The organism is Pseudoalteromonas sp. QJM3NY_22 (genome assembly GCF_056173065.1).
Window position 1 is genome coordinate 3,723,526 of sequence record NZ_CM149655.1, and the last position, 17,970, is coordinate 3,741,495.

General features: G+C 37.1%; 13 protein-coding genes. 5 read left to right on the plus strand and 8 right to left on the minus strand.

What is annotated here, in order from left to right:
• Nucleotides 1-8: 8 nt before the first annotated feature.
• The 6 genes from AC0VZ4_RS17240 to AC0VZ4_RS17265 all read right to left on the minus strand — a co-directional run bounded on the left by AC0VZ4_RS17240 (nucleotide 9) and on the right by AC0VZ4_RS17265 (nucleotide 8,353).
• Nucleotides 9-4,511: an EAL domain-containing protein gene (locus AC0VZ4_RS17240; protein WP_475440262.1), complete on the minus strand. Its 4,503-nt coding sequence runs from the start codon at nucleotides 4,509-4,511 to the stop codon at nucleotides 9-11.
• A gap of 22 nt (nucleotides 4,512-4,533) precedes the next feature.
• Nucleotides 4,534-4,935, minus strand: a complete 402-nt coding sequence (locus tag AC0VZ4_RS17245; RefSeq protein WP_475440263.1) for a GNAT family N-acetyltransferase — start codon at nucleotides 4,933-4,935, stop codon at nucleotides 4,534-4,536.
• Nucleotides 4,936-4,937: 2 nt separating this feature from the next.
• Nucleotides 4,938-5,141 (minus strand): DUF3283 family protein, encoded by a 204-nt coding sequence (locus AC0VZ4_RS17250; protein WP_008136617.1) that lies wholly within the window; start codon nucleotides 5,139-5,141, stop codon nucleotides 4,938-4,940.
• A gap of 277 nt (nucleotides 5,142-5,418) precedes the next feature.
• Complete coding sequence (locus tag AC0VZ4_RS17255; RefSeq protein WP_475439680.1) at nucleotides 5,419-6,180, minus strand: IS5 family transposase; 762 nt, start codon at nucleotides 6,178-6,180, stop codon at nucleotides 5,419-5,421.
• 523 nt (nucleotides 6,181-6,703) lie between these two features.
• A complete protein-coding gene (locus AC0VZ4_RS17260) occupies nucleotides 6,704-6,949 on the minus strand; it encodes a DUF1289 domain-containing protein (protein WP_096793784.1) in 246 nt (81 codons plus the stop codon).
• A 270-nt stretch (nucleotides 6,950-7,219) separates the two neighbouring features.
• Complete coding sequence (locus AC0VZ4_RS17265; protein WP_475440264.1) at nucleotides 7,220-8,353, minus strand: 1-acyl-sn-glycerol-3-phosphate acyltransferase; 1,134 nt, start codon at nucleotides 8,351-8,353, stop codon at nucleotides 7,220-7,222.
• A 468-nt stretch (nucleotides 8,354-8,821) separates the two neighbouring features.
• On the opposite strand from AC0VZ4_RS17265, the gene AC0VZ4_RS17270 reads away from it, so the two are divergent.
• The 5 genes from AC0VZ4_RS17270 to AC0VZ4_RS17290 all read left to right on the plus strand — a co-directional run bounded on the left by AC0VZ4_RS17270 (nucleotide 8,822) and on the right by AC0VZ4_RS17290 (nucleotide 12,883).
• Complete coding sequence (locus AC0VZ4_RS17270; protein WP_475440265.1) at nucleotides 8,822-9,211, plus strand: IS4/Tn5 family transposase DNA-binding protein; 390 nt, start codon at nucleotides 8,822-8,824, stop codon at nucleotides 9,209-9,211.
• Between the two features lie 45 nt (nucleotides 9,212-9,256).
• Nucleotides 9,257-10,006, plus strand: a complete 750-nt coding sequence (locus tag AC0VZ4_RS17275; RefSeq protein ID WP_475439649.1) for an IS5 family transposase — start codon at nucleotides 9,257-9,259, stop codon at nucleotides 10,004-10,006.
• On the plus strand, nucleotides 10,003-11,091 hold the full coding sequence (locus tag AC0VZ4_RS17280; protein ID WP_475440266.1) for an IS4 family transposase: 1,089 nt from the start codon (nucleotides 10,003-10,005) through the stop codon (nucleotides 11,089-11,091). The genes AC0VZ4_RS17275 and AC0VZ4_RS17280 overlap by 4 nt, the downstream gene beginning before the upstream one ends.
• A 281-nt stretch (nucleotides 11,092-11,372) precedes the next feature.
• Complete coding sequence (locus AC0VZ4_RS17285) at nucleotides 11,373-12,317, plus strand: D-2-hydroxyacid dehydrogenase (RefSeq protein WP_475440267.1); 945 nt, start codon at nucleotides 11,373-11,375, stop codon at nucleotides 12,315-12,317.
• 185 nt (nucleotides 12,318-12,502) lie between these two features.
• Nucleotides 12,503-12,883, plus strand: coding sequence for a DUF3192 domain-containing protein (locus AC0VZ4_RS17290; RefSeq protein WP_475440268.1), 381 nt, complete (start codon nucleotides 12,503-12,505; stop codon nucleotides 12,881-12,883).
• Nucleotides 12,884-13,245: 362 nt separating this feature from the next.
• On the opposite strand, the gene AC0VZ4_RS17295 is transcribed toward AC0VZ4_RS17290, so the two are convergent.
• Nucleotides 13,246-14,145 (minus strand): diguanylate cyclase, encoded by a 900-nt coding sequence (locus AC0VZ4_RS17295; RefSeq protein WP_475440269.1) that lies wholly within the window; start codon nucleotides 14,143-14,145, stop codon nucleotides 13,246-13,248.
• On the minus strand, nucleotides 14,129-17,923 hold the full coding sequence (locus tag AC0VZ4_RS17300; protein WP_475440270.1) for a PAS domain-containing hybrid sensor histidine kinase/response regulator: 3,795 nt from the start codon (nucleotides 17,921-17,923) through the stop codon (nucleotides 14,129-14,131). Before AC0VZ4_RS17300 ends, AC0VZ4_RS17295 begins: the two co-directional genes overlap by 17 nt.
• Between the last annotated feature and the right edge of the window lie 47 nt (nucleotides 17,924-17,970).

Consider the following 17,970-nt stretch of genomic DNA (forward strand, 5'->3'; position numbering starts at 1 on the left):
CAATATTATCAATTGAACATATCACTCCAATCGCGATTAATAAGCGGTAGTACTTCGTTATTTGGTACAGGCTTACTAAATAAGTAACCTTGGAAATGGCTACATCCCCTTTCATTTAAAAAGGCGAGCTGATGTGAGCTTTCAACCCCCTCTGCTACACATTCTTTACCTAAACTGTGTGCAAGGGCAAGTATTGATTGAATAATGGCTTCGTCATCAGAGTCAATTCCTATGTCTTGTACAAAGCTCTTATCAATTTTTAGTACGTCGATAGGAAAACGTTTTAGATAAGTCAATGAAGCATAACCAGTACCGAAATCATCCATATAAAACTTGCAGCCCAAACTTTTAAGCTTCTCCATACTGTGCAATGCTTGTTTTGAATCACGCATAAGTATCGACTCGGTAATTTCAAATACAATCGCGTCTGACGGTATATTGGCATTACTTAGCGCTTTTCTGATCTCTGGCACCAACTCTATAAACTCAAAATCAAGTGCCGATAAATTTATTGATAAATAAAGCTTCGGCGATACCTTACGCCATTCTTTCAAATCCTCTAAAGCACGCGCCAATGTTTGCAGCATTATCTTTGTTATTAAACCAATACCTTCAGCCGCTAAAGAAAATTCTTGAGTTTGGATAAGATTATTTTCAGGCCAACGTAATAACACTTCAAACCCTTCAGTTATATAAGTTTTTGCGTTAACAATGGGTTGGTAATAATTACAAAATTCATGTTCTTGATAAGCTTTAGTAAGTTGTGACTCCAGGTGAAGTGTTTTTTGTACATGCTGATTCATTTCTTGTTTATAGAATTGATAGCTACTTTCAAGTGAATCTTTAGCATGATAAAGCGCAATGTTAGCCGCTTTTAATAATGTAGAGCTTTCTTTTGCATCATCAGGACATATAGCAACACCAATACTTAAGTTAATATTAACGACCTGTCCGCTAATACTAATATTTTGGTTTACGCAATCCATTAGTTTTACGCATATAAGTAAAACCTCTTCTATTTTATGAATATCCTCTACGAGCGCAACAAATTCATCACCACTAAAACGTGCGACACTATCTGATGGGCGTAATACACATTTTAATCTCTCTGCGACTTTTTTAATTAATTCATCACCCGCTTCATGCCCTAAGGAATCATTAAAGTACTTAAAGCGCTTAATATTTATGTATAACAGTGCAACTTTACAGCTGTGCTTTTTTGCTTGTTCTAACGCATGCCCAACACGATCGTTAAACAACATACGGTTTGGTAATCCCGTTAATACATCGTAATTAGCGAGCAAATGAAGTTCATTTTCAGCTGATTTTTGAGCACTTATATCAGTTAATATAACAACATAACTATTTAATCGTTGCTCGTTATCGGCCACCGCACTTATTTTCACTAATACATAATGAGACTCACCATTTGCGAGCACTACAGTATCTTCGCAAGTGAAATGCTCGCCAACTAATAGTTTTTGTATAATCCGTAAATAGCCAAAACGATTGCTCCGTGAAATTCCTAAATTTAAAGAGCGACTAGAAAGCGACTCAGCAGAGAAGTTAAAGGCTGTTTGAAGTGATTTATTTGAGGCACGGATATTAAAGTTTTTATCGAGTATAAGCACCCAATCACGGGTTTGCTCAAATGCTGCGGTAAACAGCAATGCATGCTCTTCAAATACCATCTCACGGGTCATATTAGTGTAGGTCCCCGCCACTTTTTGTGGATTTTTTTCGTCCCACTCTACAACTTTGCCAAAATCTTTATACCACCGCCAATAGCCTTTTGCGTGGCGCAAGCGGTAGGTACAGTTAAAGTAACCTTTATCAGTAGATAAAAATTCTAACCATTCTAAGCGAAATAATTGTTTATCTTGCGGGTGAATTTTAGCTAAATAATCATCCAAATTCACTGTTTCATTATCGTAGCCAAGTTCATTTTTTAACCGAGGCTGATAAATGGAGGGGTTACTTGACTGCCAATCCCATACCCCAGATTCACTGCCTTCTAACGCTATTTTTAAGCGGGCTTCACTTTCTTTGCTCTCTTTATTTGCTGCTAATAGAATCCGTTGAATTTTATTGCGTCGCATCACCCACATTGTTACAAATGCAACGAGTAACATTGCATATAGCACCATAAAATAAGGCGCTCGCCAAAGCGGGTATTTTACTCTTATTTTTAAAGTTGCAGGTGCTGTGTATTTGCCTGTAAGTGGATCTTTCGCCCACACTTTTAATTGATAGTTACCCGGATTAAGTTTAGGGAATAAAACGCGATTATTATTGCGAGTATACGTTTTCTGGCCATTGCCTAATTGATACTCATAAATAATACGCTCTTGATTACTAAATGCCATAGCTGAAAAAGCAACTTCAAGTCCTATGTCATCATGGTTCAAAATAACTTCATTTAGCGGCTGCTTTAAATCAAACGATAAATCACGCGACATCAAATTGACTCGTGTAATATTGACATGATCAATTAGCACCTGAGTATTTTTATTTTCCGTTGGCTGGAAATAGGTGAGACCTTTTAAGCCACCATATGCAATACGGCCATCTTTTAGGCGTGCCATTGCGTTGCTATTAAATTCAGCCGAAAGCAGCCCTTCAGATACAGTAAACTGTTGAAAATGTAATGTTTTTTGGTTTAACCGCCAGATACCTTTGTGGCTACTCATCCAAATCATGCCGTCATCATCTAGCACCATGTCATAGAGTAAAGTGCCCAATTTATTTTTTTCCAAATCAATTGTATGTACTAGCTGGTAAGTTAAAGCATCAAGTCCTATTAGGCCAAAATTAGACAATGATATCCATAAAATATTGTTGTTATCTATAACATACGACAACACACTAATAGCAACATTTTCATGCTGTTTGGGTACTTTATAAATCATTTTCAATGCAAAATTTTCAGGGTTTACTTGATATAAAATTCCCGCATTAAAAAACAATGGTGAATCGGGTTTACTAGAAAGTGGTGGTAAAAAACCATGGGCTAGGAAAGGTTGAAATTGTGCAAATTCACCACCTAAACGAGTCACTATTTGCGTATCAATGTTATAAATAAACACGCCATGATCTGAGTGCACATAATATAAATCGCCATTTGGCATAAGTGTAACACCATGCACCCAGCCTTTTATTTTATTTTGGTTAGCAGGATTTTTTGTTATTGGTTTACTAACATCATGTGTCATTGGATCAAAAACAAACAGCCCTCGGTTACTGTAAAGCCACAATTTATTTTTATAGGGCATTATTTCATAAACAGTAAATTCGGTTGTTAGTAAATCTACTTTATAGTCTTTTAAATAGACCTTTCCTGTATTGGCTTTTAAATCGACCTCGGTTATGCCATTGTGCGTGGCTAACCATAACTTATCATTGTATTCGGTAATGCCCCACACCGAATGATGCGACAATCCATCACCACCTAATAAACTGCCATCAACATTGCTAAAATTATAATTATCGTTTGATAAATAAAATGCGCCATCTGTTTTGGTCGCCACCCATGTGCCGCCTGATTTATCTTTTACCATATCAATAATACTAGTATCAGCAAGCGTATATTTACTTTGCGTTATACGCGTATTTTTAATCAATTCACCACTGGTTAAGTCAAACTTAAACAATCCTTTATCTGTAGCTAAATCTACTTTTCCATGAGCGTTAACAATTTGCCAAATATTTAAATCTGCTAACAAAGCCTTATTTTTAAATGGTAGGTCGGGGCGCTCAAACATCTTCGATAAATTAGTGATATCTACTTGATACAACCCCTTTACAGTACCAACGAGAAGTTGATTACTTTCGCCTAAGGCGAACGCTTTCACATTATTTTGGTAAATATGTTCAGGCTCCCCCTTTAAATGCTGTAGTGGACGTATTTGTTCCGTCGCGATATCAAATATATAAGCACCGTGGCTAGTGCCAATAAAAATATAGCCATTGTAGTGAAAAAGTTCCCTAACTAAAGTGTTCTTATATTCATGTGAAAGCTCAAAAATAGAAGTTACTATGCCACTTTCAATGTCTAACTTTGCAAAGTCTCTACCTCGCCCAATCCACAGTGTTTTTTCATCAATCGCCAGCATGCTAAAAGCAAATTTGTTAATAATTTGTTCTTCGCTGGTGGGTTTTTCTAGAAACTGTTTGTATGAGTTAGTTGCAGGGTCGTACCTAAACAAGCCAGCAAGCAATGATACAATCCAAATATGGTCCTGAGGGTCTTGGTAAATGCGGTCAATAATAGCATCTTCTAATTCACCATTAGGGCCATTAATAGGAATAATCTGATAACCATCATAACGATTCAATCCCGCTTCTGTCGAAAGCCATAAGTAACCGCTATTATCAATAAGCATAGTGTTAACGTAGCTCTGTGACAAACCTTCGTTTGGAGATAAACGCTTCACTTGTGCGCCTACTTGAGAGCTTAAAATAGCAGTAAAAGCTATTAAACTACATATGATCCAGTTAACACATCTGCTCATGCTTATTCCATATTATTTGATGCTATGGGTATTTTAAGGCGACTACATTGCGGTGTTTATAAGTATCGAAAAGTACTTGTAAAGCAAGAGTATATGTTAACACTTGGTTAAAACCAACAGTGCGGTATAAATCAACTAGTGTTTTGTAGGCAAAGGTATAAACAACTTTATTTTGCTTCCCTAAGAGTGTTGTTATTAATAGCTTTGCTAAACCTTTAGATCTATGCTGAGGAGCGACAAAAACGGTCGACAAAAATAAAAATTCGGCTTTATGTTGTAAGCGGCACGCAGCAACAATATCTGTTTTATTATAAACAACCCAAAGTTGATCTTGCTTATTAGCACGCCCCCTTACGCTGTATTGCTTATAAAATTTATTAACAAGTGGACTTTTAACTTGTTCTAATATTTCAACCTTATACATACCTAACTTAGCATCATTGACAAATACTGTTCAAATTGCTGTTTTAAAAACATTTGCTCAGCAATCGGACGGCTATGAATAGTGTTATACACTTGTTCACGCGTTTTTTTATTGCGTTTAATTTGATACGCCCAAAATGACGCTTCATAATCGAGCTGAATTTGGTATTTTTCTTCACGTGGTAACAGACATAAGTTAAAGCTCATAGTATTTCCTAATTCATTCCAATAAATTACCAGCTTAAATAGCAATAATGCTATAAACCAACCAATAAGGTGGCCATATTGCATTATACGCCGCGTATTTTATTTACTTCTGTAGTAATTTAAAATAGCAGCCACAACATTTTAGCATCTTATTATTGTTGATTAATTTATTTTTATCCCGCCGTATTTTAATACCAATCTGCTTATGTATGGGGTCTATTTAACGTTAAGAAAATTACGCTATAACTAGGGGCTGTTGATCTTTGTAGTATATATATTAATCAGCCCATATTGGTAGCCACATCATAGTGAATGCTAAAGCGAGCATGGAATGATAATTCCGCTCAAGCTTTTCATACCGTGTGGCTATCCCTCTATATTGTTTGATCCGACCAAAGGCATTCTCAACTAAGTGCCTATATTTGTACATGCACCAGTCAATATCTTCATTACCCACTAAACTGTTATCCTTGCGTGGAATAACGGGTGTAGCGCTATTGTCACGAATAAACTCTCTTAGTTTTTCACTATCGTAGCCTTTATCTGCGACAACAACATTACTCGTTGGGCAATTGGCTACAAGTGACTCTGCATGGACGATATCATGCGTATTTCCACAGGATAATTCATAATAAACAGGCAATCCTCCGCTATCTACTGCAAGATGAATTTTAGTCGAATTACCACCTCGACTCTTACCGATTGATTCATTGTCAGCGGTTCTTGCACCGCAACTATGCTGGTGAGCCCTGACAATACTGCCATCAATAAAGATCCAATCCATATCAGCATAGTGGGATAACACTCGAAATAATTCATTCAAAATATCTTTTTTGGACCATAAATTAAATCGTCTATAAATAGCACTCCACGAGCCGAAATAAGACGGTAAATCTCGCCAAGGAATACCGGTACGCATCCTATAGAGTATGCCTTCGAGCGTTTTTCTATGCTCAGGCTTATTATAAATTCGACCACTTAAGTGCATTACTTTTGATAAGACATTCCATGTCGCGTCTGTTAACATTAATCTTGGCATGAGGGTTCGGTGTAACGTTTTTTAGCGAATTCAATTATACCTTATCCTTATGCTGTTTGTTTTTTATACCGCAAAGATCAACACGCCCTAGTTGTTCTAAATAAAAAATTTTTAACGACGTTATAGTGCAATTTAATTCGTTAAATTGATCAAAGATTTATGCAGGTTGGTATAACAACCGTTTTGTGTGTTCCAAGAACACAATTGGCACATAGAAAAGCAAGCTTTAGATGAAATTAGTTATGAGGTATCGATTATAGATTAATAGTCGTAACAGTAGCTTTGTGGCCGTAAATAGTACTTTAGTGACTGGCTAATTAATCGAAGTTTTGGATAAAAAATCTATCCCAAGCAGCTATTTTCAGCGCTAACTGCCTTGAATTTACTTGTATTAGGCCTGTAAATAAAACTATAAAAATTCGAGTCGCCATAAAATTAAACTTAATGTAAATTATCCCAACTCGCTAAATTGTTCGAATTCTATGCAGCATTGGCATTATATGTGCCAAAAGGCAGATAAGAATTAAAAATCAAATCCTTGCTGTTTGGTTTTACTATTTAGCACTGAATTTTTTTGATCTTTTTGCAGGTAACGTTTGTAGCGTTGTTGGCATAAACTAAGCACTTTCTTTTTTTGGGCATTACTTAGTGAGTTCCAAGTAAAACGCTCATCGCGACTGCGGTAGCATCCCTTGCAATACCCTCTATTATTCACTAGACAAATACTTTTGCAAGGGCTTGGAATATCAAATATTTCAATTTGTTGCATTGTATTAATACCACTTAAGAAGGTCAGACTTTTAGTATAGCGTTTTTTTTAAGCAAAAAAAAAGTGACAAATAAACAGTCACTTTTCAAAGGTTATTAAACTCACCTGTGACCTTTCAGCATAAAAGTTCTATTTAGACGCAATTGAATCACGGCGCGAGGTCTGCAACCTCGTGGGCAAAGTAAATACAGAGCAACAAAGAGTAAGTCGCCCAAGAGCTAACTCAAAGGGCTGCGTATGTTTAATCTAAAAAAGGTAAGCAGACCCCGCTTAGTGCTCACAACTTTTAATATTAATCTCACTCTTACGATGAAAAGGCTTAGCGTACATTGCAAGTACAAGCGGTTTAAGCTCTTCAGGTACATTAGCCATTCGCTGTTCGAAGGTGGCTGTATCTGGTGAGTCAATTACTGCTTTTTTACAGCCACCAGCAATATAATTTCCGGGGTGTAAATAAAATGAATCCACTATTTGCTGATCAATCGTTTTTGCCAACGCTTCTGCGCTATCACAATGGGATTCAATAGGCCGTCCAAACGCTAAATGAACATGTCCCTTGGCGGTACTAAAGCCTTCGACGATACTGGCAATATCTTCACCAGCAGACTTAATATATTCACCGTGGAGTTGCTTATGGTATAACTCTTTAGCTTTAGAAATAGCACACGGCTCGTATTGATAAGATATAGAAACAGGGACTATTTTTAACTCTTTTATATAATCACCAAATTCTTTCTTTTGCTTGCGCCCATTAAGTTGCAGCATTTTTAGAAGCGCAGGATCCGTTTGATCAAATCCATCTTTCGCACGCCCCTCTTTTTGTGCAATCCAAATTGAATTACCACTCATCAACGAATCATAAATATAGGATGAAAGTTGAGTAAGTGCTTTTAGCATTTCTTTAGGTGCTTTAGCTGAGCGCTTAACTATAAAGCTTTTATTTAAGCGCATAAGTTCAGTGATATAAGGTATTTGTAATAAATTATCGCCAATGGCAATACGCACTGTTTTCATTTTGTGTTGAAACAAACCCCAATTGACTAATGCTGGATCCAGTACTATGTCGCGATGGTTAGAGATAAATAAATAAGCTTGTTTAGGGTCTAATTCATCGAGACCTGAAAAAGTAACTTTTGACGTGGTGCGTTTTACTAGCTTATCAAGGTATTGTGCAACCTCGTTCTGTACGTCTTCAACAGTTTTTACCTGCCCCCATTTTTTACGCAGCTGGCTTCTTACCAGTGGACGTGTAATGAATGGCACAAACGATAAAAAACGCGGTAAGTTGTATTTTGCTATTACATCAATAAACGCATTATCGTTGATTAAACGCGTAAGCGAAGCCGCAACTTCATCGTCATTATATGGGCGTATATCTGTGTATTTATCTTCTAATTCACTCATTACTACATCTATAATGTTAAAAAACGGCACGCCAAAGCGCACCGTTTATGTCTATGTTCAATTATAACTCAGCCAATCTAAAATGCGAAATAACCAATAAACGGCTTTTATTACTTAAGTGGATCATGCTCTTTACTTTACATAAAGTTCGACCATGAAACCTGGTATTAGTGCAACAAATTTAGCTAACCAATCCAATAAAATACCATATTCTTAGACTGTTAGTGGGCTGACCACATGAGCAACTCCATTTTAAATTAAAACCAACTAGGACCTGTTGGCATTTTAGGATTAAAATCTGTTCAATCTAGGGGTAATTTAATCGCGGCGTGAGGTTTGTAACCTAGTGGGCTCGGTAACTGCTCCTGCGTTACCCTGCTGGCTTACATCCCTGTCTCTTATACACAAGTCTTTGAATATCGTTAAGTCTGTGATCTAATCGATCATCATCACTCATAGATTTATCATATGCACACAAACACTTCTGAAGAATGGGCTCAATTAATTTTTGGTAACGCTAATTTAGGAGATCCGAGACGCACCCGACGATTAGCTCTACTAGCAAGCGATATGGCTGAGAATGCAGACAGCTCAATTGTTAAGGCTTCTGATACACCCGCAAAAATTGAAGCCGCTTATCGTTTCATTAGAAATGAGAAAATATCCCCTCAAGCGATTGCCTATTCAGGATTCTCACAAACGAGTGAAGCGGTAAAGCAGTTGCCTTTGGTTCTCGCTATCCAAGATACGACAGGATTGACATTTAAACACAGTGTTTGCAAAGAATTAGGCGATGTGAACTGTACAAATACATTAGGGGCTGTTGATCTTTGTTTGAATTTTGTGCGTAAGCGGTAATCTCGTATAATTTACTTCGCCAAAAACAAACCTTACGAGATTACCATGCCCCGATTAATGCTCACTGATAAGTTGTGGTCGAAGCTAAAATCAATTTTGCTTGAAGATAGAGTTTATAACAAGCTTGAACACAGACAAACGATGGAAGGAATTTTATATCGCTTACGTGTTGGTTGCCCATGGCGTGACCTCCCTGAGTGTTTTGGTTTATGGAATACTATTTACCGCCGATTTCTACTTTGGTCTAAAAAAGGAATATTAATAAGGTTGTTCAAATCATTATCCGCCAATAGTGACACTGAGTGGGAATTCATTGATGGCAGTTATGTTAAAGCACATCAACACAGTACAGGTGCTGCGTCTCAACAAGAACAAGCGATAGCATTAAGTCGTGGCGGTAATACAAGTAAAATTCATTTAGCTGTTGATAGTTATGGCTTACCAATTGAATTTATTATTACAGGCGGCGATGTTCATGATAGTAAAGTGGCAAATGAACTGATTGAATTATTGCCCCAAGGCGATTTTGTTATCGCAGACAAAGGCTATGATAGTGAAGTCATTAGAAATAAGGTTCGAGAGAGAAACTCAAGCCCAGTGATCCCTAGAAAGAAAAACTCAAAAACAGGTAATGGTGATATTGATTGGTGCTTATATAAATATAGGCATTTAGTTGAAAATGCCTTTGCAAGGCTAAAGCACTTCCGTGCTATAGCGACAAGGTACGATAAATTGAAATTACAGTTTGAGAGTATGTTAGCGCTGGCATGTGCAATGATTTGGCTACCAATGTGAAAGATCAACAGCCCCTAGGAAAACCATCAAAAACAAGAACGCTATATGCGCATTCAACTTTAGCAATTGATGCAGATACGGAGCACGTTATTGGTTTACTCGACCAGTCCTATTGGTTTAGGAAATCAAAGGTTAAAGGGACTAAAGATCAACAACAGCAACGCCCTTACGAAGAGAAAGAAAGCTATCGCTGGCAACAAACATTAATGGATATAAAAAAACGTACAGGTGAATTATCAAATATACTTAACATCTGCGACAGAGAAGCTGACATTTATGAGTACATGACTTACCAAAAAGATGAAGGGCATCGATTTTTAGTCAGAGCAAAAGAAAATAGAAAATTAATAGAGCCTCAATGCAATCTCAATCAGTTAATAGAAACAGCGCAGGGTCAGTGTTGTTACACTATTAATATAGCGCAACGTGCGGGAAGAAAAGCGCGTCAGGCCCGAATTACATTGAGCTATCAACCTATAACACTCGCCAAGCCTAAGCGAGTACAAGGGCAAGAATCACCGACATTGAGCGTCAATGTCATTGTCTGTCAGGAAAAAGAAAGTACGCAAAAAAATCCATTATGTTGGATTTTATATACGACAGAGCCCGTAAATACAGCAGAAGATGCCCAGAAATTAGTAAGATACTATGAACTTCGCTGGCGTGTAGAGGAGTTTCATAAAACATGGAAAACAGATGGAACCGAAGTAGAAGATTTACGTTTGCAGCACAGTGATAATATTTTACGAATTGCGATCATTAAAGCGTTTATTGCTGTCAGGTTATTACAGCTGCAAAATATGGCGCAAAGGAGTGAATTAGACAAAGAAGTGAGATGTACAACTTGTGTTAAAGAGATGACGTGGAAATTACTATGGGCAAAGGTTGAAAAGGATGTGTTGCCGGATAAAGTACCGTCTCTCCAATGGCTATACTATAGTTTAGCGAAATTGGGAGGGTGGTATGACAGTAAAAGAAATGGTCGAGTTGGCGTAAAAGCACTCTGGAAGGGGTGGTTGAAATTAGCAGAAATGGTCGAATCTGCCGAATTGTTAATATCAATTCAGCAGACAGAAAAGTTGTGATCAAGAGACAGGCTTACATCCATGTAAGAATAATTAAAAACCGCGCAACAAAGAGTAAATTACCCCTGGCAGAATCCTACAGGCACCGCATGTTTGGCATTTATTCTATGGGGAATAACCACACTACATAGGCTCTGCCTTGCCTAAATACCAAGCATGCCGCTGTAAATTCAACCTCGAAAGATAAACAAGCCCTAATCATTTGGTAGTAATACCATTAACAAAGACTTTCTTTCGTAGTACCTTAAGCCCATATTTTCGATCTATTTTTAGGGCTCATAATGAACATTACTATTATTGATAACGCTACATTAGCTAAAACATCTCTTACTTGTATTGAACAACTTGGTAAATTAACGACTTATGAACTTACTAGCCCAGAGCAAGTTATTGAACATTGCCAAGATGCTGATGTATTAATCACTAATAAAGCAGTTTTAAATCGCGACACGATTAGTCAACTGACTCAGCTTAAACTAATCTGCGTTAGCGCAACTGGTACTAATAATGTTGATTTAGAAGCCGCTAAAGAATTTGGTATTGCCGTAACTAATGTAGCTGGCTATTCAACACCTTCTGTTGTTCAACATACGTTTTCTTTAATTACTAATTTACTGGGTAACACACACCGCTATCAGGCGGATTGCCAGCAAGGCGCGTGGCAAAAAAGTGACATGTTTTGCATACTCGATTACAGCTTTAACGACCTACAAGGTAAAACATTTGCCATTATAGGCGGTGGTACGTTAGGCAAGGGTGTTGCGAAAGTGGCTGAGGCATTTGGCGCTAATGTTATTGTAGCAGAGCGTAAAGGGGTTAAATGTCGAGATGGTCGTACGCCTTTTGAAGACGCCATTAAAACAGCAGATATAATCAGCGTACACTGCCCGCTAACAGATGAAACACGTGATTTAATTTCGCTTAATGAGCTTAAAATGATGAAGCCAAGTAGCATTATTATTAATACCGCACGTGGTGGCATTATTAACGAAGCCGACCTAGCTAAAGCACTTGAGCAAAACCTAATTGCAGGCGCAGGTGTTGATGTACTAACTAAAGAGCCTGCCGAGCTTTCAAATCCACTTGCTAATTACAAAGGCAATAATTTATTACTCACTCCACACATTGCATGGGCAAGTACTGAATCTATCGTGCGCTTAATTAATGAAGTAAGTTTAAATATTACTGCATTTAATAATGGTGAATCACGTAACCGCTTGGTGTAGTGATTTTATTGTAGTAATCAAAAAAACTAAAAAATGGCTGTTTTTACTAACACATTTAATATTTTGCTAGATAAAAACAGCCAAGACAACTTAAGACAATGATTAATAACAACTTATAATTATGGTATACCCTTTGCTTTAATACAGCTAATAACAAATTAAAAACTTTATTAAGGTAAATAAAAATGAAAAAATCACTTTTAGCTGCAGCTTTAATCGCTCCATTTTTAACAGGCTGTGTTATTGCAGTGTCAGATGGCGAAACAGAAACACATTGGGCTGGTAAAAATTCATCTAGTTGGGAAACTAAGAATAAAAATAATCGTGAAGCCATCTCAGAGCTTGCAATGGATAGTAGCTATCAATCCGTGTTAACTAAATTAAAAACACCTGACTTCACTGAATTATTAAAAAAAGGTGATGATGTTTATCAAATACTGTTTTACGTAACGCATAGCGTTCATTCTGACGGAAAAACAACGAAAGATGAATGTACTCCACTGGTATTTAAAAATGACAAATTAGTCGGTATGGGCGAAAGTGCTTTGGGAATGATAAATAATTAAAAAACCGTCACTACATTGTTATTGCCGCCTTTATTGATGGAACTTAGGTTAGGTTATTTGTAGGAGTGTGATACCAATCTGCTTATATATGGGGTCTATTTAACGTTAAGAAAATTACGCTAGGACTAGGCAAAAGTTTTTGTATCTAGGGCGTGTTGTTCTAAATAAAAAATTTTAACGACGTTATAGTGCAATTTAATTCGTTAAATTGATCAACGATTTATGCAAGTTGGTATGGCATATACAAACCAACTTTTTCTTATTGTAAATCCACTCAACACGCTGGTGTTAATTGTTATAAGATAAGAAGTAAAAGTAGTTTATTATACGCAATACAGGTCACTTAGGAGATAAAAGCTCAATTAGCGTGCAATAATTTGATTACGCCCAGCATCTTTCGCTGCATACAAACCTAAGTCAGCCTCTTCTAAAAGTGTTTGCTCAGCATACACTTTACCACTTTCAGTCGTTGCTACTCCGATACTAATAGTTATATGTTCAGCATTAAGTGACGCTTTATGTTCTATCTTCAGTGCGTTTACAGCATTTCGTAATGTGTTAGCAAATTGAATAGCCTCGTGTTTATTAACACCAGGTAACACGGCAGCAAATTCTTCTCCGCCATAACGTGCAACAAAATCACCACCACGTTTACACTGAGCAACAAGTACTTGCGCCACTTTTTTTAAGCACTCATCACCGGCACGATGCCCATAACAATCGTTATAACGTTTAAAGTGATCTATATCCATCAGTAATACCGACAGGGGTGTGCTACCTCGTTTACTTCTGCGCCATTCACGAGATAAATTTTCATCAAGATAACGTCTATTAGGTATTTCTGTTAGGCCATCAATTGAAGCTAACATCTCAAGCAAGTCATTTTTTTGTTTAATGAGTAACTGATTACGTACTCTCACCCTGACAATTGAAGCACTAAATGGCTTAATTATATAATCCATAGCCCCCAGCTCTAAACCTTTAGATTCATCTTCATGGCTTTGATTAGCTGATATGAAAATAATGGGGATAGAGTGTGTGATTGGGTTTTCTTTTAATTGCACAAGTACTTCGTAGCCATCAATACCCGGCATTACAACGTCGAGAATGATCAAATCAACCTGTGTTGTTTTCACAAAAGTCAGTGCTTTTTCACCGCTTTCAACTAAAAACACATCATGCTCACCTTTGAGTGTTTTTTCGAGCACTAAACGGTTAAGAGGATCGTCGTCAACAATTAATACCTTAGCTTTTTTCGACATCCATTGCTCCCAAGCCTTTTATAAAAACAATTACCTGCTCTAGCTGCATAATAAGCTCTTTTAACGAAATTTCAACAGACTCATTGGTTGTCTTAAACTGATGTTCACATTGTTGGGCACAAAGTGATAACCGCTTGAAGCCTAAATTGCCTGCCACACCTTTTATACTATGCACTAAGCGTACCAAATCATTTCTATTGGTACTTCCTTCTATTTGGGTGAGCTGGGTTTGGCACAAATTAGCAAACTTATCAATCATGGTTTTGAGTAATGCCTCATCAAAACTGAACTGCGTTAATGCAAATGATTCTTCAAAAAAGCTAGGTTTGGAGAGCCCTAAGTCTGCAATTGCATCAATGAGTACGTCAGCCACTACAGGCTTTGTTAAGTGTTTATTCATACCGCATTTTAATGAGCGCTCAACATCAGCTGGTTCGCAATGAGCGGTTAATGCAAAAATAGGTAATTGCTTAGTGTCAAACTGTTGGCGAATTAAAGCCGTTGCTTGACAGCCGTCAATATGCGGCATTTGTACATCCATTAAAATTAAATCAGGCTTTAAAACGCGTAATAGTTCTATTCCCTCAACGGCACTCATAGCTGTAACAACATTAGCTTTAGCTTGATGCAACACACTGCTAATAATGTCTAAGTTTAATTGGTTGTCATCAATTGCTAACACTAATAATCCCGCTATACCCCTTTTATACACCTGTTCATTCGTTACTACTATTTCACTGTTTATATTAGGCTGCGAGGCAACATCCAAATTAAGCAAGCGTTGAGCAAGTGCTGATGCTTTAACATGTTGAACTGATAGCAGCTGACTTGTTGACAAATTTAATGTGTGTTGATGGTTGATGATAACCACTGAAATTGCTTTTGAAGATAATGAATCGTTGATTGCTTGCACACTTAGTAATTTAGGTAAGTCATCAGCATCTATAATTAAGTTTTCAGTTTCGGTTAACTTTATGGGATATTCTAACGCTTCCTTTAGGTCAATACTTATTAACTTCGGTAAAGCGCCCACAACACGTTGTAGCTCATAGCTTTGCTCAGATATAACGGCTAATGCATTTGCTGGTAATACGCTACTTTTTGTTGTATCCACCTGTAACAAAATACTAAAATAAAACTCACAACCATGACCTTTCTCACTATTTAATGCAATTTCACCACCCATTAGTGATACCGCATGCTTAACAATAGCGAGTCCTAATCCAACGCCTTGGTGGATCCTTGTTGATGATTCATCACCTTGCGTGAAAGCATCAAACAAACGCCTTTGATCAGCTTTATCAATCCCGCAGCCAGTATCAATTACACGAAAACAGATAAGCTGTTGTTCAATACTTACGCTTTGTACTAAATCCATTTTTAGTACAATAGAGCCCGAGCTTGTAAACTTAACCGCATTCGTTAGTAGATTACCTAAAATTTGCTGTAAGCGGATACTATCGCATATAAAAACAGGAGCAATTAAAGGGTCTACATCAATAATAAACTCAACATTTTTATTTTCACACAGCGGCGCCGTTAAGCTATCGCAAATATCAATTAGCTCTACAATATTAAATGGCGCTAACTTAAGTTCAGCTTGCGCACTTTCTACGCGTGCAAAATCCAGCATTCGGTTAAGCATCAATAATAAACTTTGCGCAGCGTGTTTAGCCTGGCCTGTTTGTTGTAGTTGCTTTTGGGTAAGCCCCTGATCTATTAACATATCAAGTAGGCCCAATACCGCGTTAAGTGGAGTGCGTATTTCATGGCTTAAATTAGCAATAAAACGGCTTTTAGCAAGGGTTGCTCGCTCAGCATCATGCTTAGCTTTAGTTAGTGCGCTTACATCCTGTAAATGAATAACATAATAAGAAGGATCACGTTTTTCATCCCACACGAGTGATACACTCAATTGTAACCAATTGGCTAATTTCCCTTGCGCTAAGGTTAAATGGTATACCTTTTTCTTGTCGTCGAGTAACTTTGCTAAAGTGATTTTTATTTCTTGCCATTGGCTGTCGTCAAAGAGCATTTTAAGCTGCTCTCCTACTAAAACAGGATGTTCTATAAATAATTTTCTGGTCGCTTTATTAACTTGTACAATCGTGTGCTCAAGCGACAGCAGCACAACGCTATTAGCAGCAAATTCAATCGCACTTCTAAATTTAGATTCTGAAGCTTTTAAAGCGTACAACGTTTGTTGTTGCTCAGTTATATCTCGTCCTATTCCCATTGTACCCAAAAAATGTTGATGCTCATTATAAAAAGGAGCTATGGTTAATTGATAGGACTTATTCTCTGTGTCTATTCGTTGTTGTATATCGTGACGGTTTTGTAGAACTTGCTTTTCTAAAACGCTAATTTGTTCATCATCATTGCTAATTTCCTCCATGCGTTTACCCACTAATGCTGTTTGCTCTTTACCTATATACGCTTCAAATGCCTTATTACACCCTAAAAACAAACCGTCAATATTTTTAAAATAAATTAAATCGGGCACACTGTTAAGCATCGTGTTGAGTAATGCTAGGTGGCGTTCTTTTGCTTCATAGCTACGCTTTAGCTTTTCGGATTGCAGCTGCACTTGCTCATCAAGATCTTTATTAGCATTTTGCAGTGATTCCACCAGTTGCTTATTTTTAGCAAATACGCGTTTTACTTTCGAAAACCAAGGCTGCCAATTAAGAGGTATTTGATAATCTAATTGTTTATTTTGTTGTGTATCATTTTGCTCTAAATAGTGCATTAAATGCGTCATCGGTTTTATAAAAATACGCTGGCTTAACCAAAAAAACACACCAAACATAATGCTTAAAAATAGTGTTAAAAATATAAATTCTAATAATACTTCGTAACGAATAGAGTTTACTAAATTTGATTTAGGTTCGTGAAATGCAGCATGAATAGGCAAATTGCCCATTGGTTGCATAAAATAATTAGTGTTACTGGTTAATATCGTCAGTTTATTCTCCGGACCTGCGATGCTTGGCCAATAGGTTTTTAGATCGATGGCTTCGTCAATTAGATTTTTTGAGCTGGCAATAATGTGATGGAACTGATTCATAAATACATATTCACCGTGGTTAGGTGATACTTTTTTTAGCCAAGTAGACATTGCCTGCACATCGTAAATTAAAATAATGTAATCGCTTGAACCAAGTTCTCGCTGACGGCCTATAGCAAAATAAGCTTTACCATCTATATTAATTATTGGGCTTGATGAAAGGTTATTTGGAGAAAACTCGGGTTTAAATTGCCCGTCTAAAATTTCGGTTAATAAAAAGCTTTTACTTTTATTACGCCTTGCCACATATGCAATACCACGCTCATCCACATAAGCGACTGCTGAAAGTGACTGCATCAGCGAAAGCGTCGTATTAAAAGAAGGGCCTAACGCGACTAATTGCTGCCACTGTAAAAGCTCACGAGTAGAAAGTGAAAAATCTCCTTTACCAACAATTTCAGTGCCTTGGTTTATAAAATGACGGTAGTAGTAACCATCATACTGGCTAATACCTTCAAGAAGAGTGCTATTTAATTGATTATAAGGAGGCAGTTCGTACAGTGTAAACATCGTAGTAAGTAAGTCACTTGCCGCTTGCATGCCATGACTTACTTGTGCAGATACATTGATAAAATCGGCTTCGCGCTTTTCAACAATGCGTTCAAGCTTAATATTATATAAATGTAAGCATAATAAAAGAGCTACAACTAATGGAACCAAAAGCGCAACAAATAAAGAACGATAATAATGTTTAAGAGGTAAAAAATTCAACGTACTGCCTGCGTTATGGCTCGAAAATCAATCGATAGACTATCGAG

Bases quoted from the DNA above. Each gene is read 5' to 3' on its own strand.
- AC0VZ4_RS17240 (WP_475440262.1), bottom strand. From the start codon at position 4,511: ATGAGCAGATGTGTTAACTGGATCATATGTAGTTTAATAGCTTTTACT.
- AC0VZ4_RS17245 (WP_475440263.1), bottom strand. From the start codon at position 4,935: ATGTATAAGGTTGAAATATTAGAACAAGTTAAAAGTCCACTTGTTAAT.
- AC0VZ4_RS17250 (WP_008136617.1), bottom strand. From the start codon at position 5,141: ATGAGCTTTAACTTATGTCTGTTACCACGTGAAGAAAAATACCAAATT.
- AC0VZ4_RS17255 (WP_475439680.1), bottom strand. From the start codon at position 6,180: ATGCCAAGATTAATGTTAACAGACGCGACATGGAATGTCTTATCAAAA.
- AC0VZ4_RS17260 (WP_096793784.1), bottom strand. From the start codon at position 6,949: ATGCAACAAATTGAAATATTTGATATTCCAAGCCCTTGCAAAAGTATT.
- AC0VZ4_RS17265 (WP_475440264.1), bottom strand. From the start codon at position 8,353: ATGAGTGAATTAGAAGATAAATACACAGATATACGCCCATATAATGAC.
- AC0VZ4_RS17270 (WP_475440265.1), top strand. From the start codon at position 8,822: ATGCACACAAACACTTCTGAAGAATGGGCTCAATTAATTTTTGGTAAC.
- AC0VZ4_RS17275 (WP_475439649.1), top strand. From the start codon at position 9,257: ATGCCCCGATTAATGCTCACTGATAAGTTGTGGTCGAAGCTAAAATCA.
- AC0VZ4_RS17285 (WP_475440267.1), top strand. From the start codon at position 11,373: ATGAACATTACTATTATTGATAACGCTACATTAGCTAAAACATCTCTT.
- AC0VZ4_RS17290 (WP_475440268.1), top strand. From the start codon at position 12,503: ATGAAAAAATCACTTTTAGCTGCAGCTTTAATCGCTCCATTTTTAACA.
- AC0VZ4_RS17295 (WP_475440269.1), bottom strand. From the start codon at position 14,145: ATGTCGAAAAAAGCTAAGGTATTAATTGTTGACGACGATCCTCTTAAC.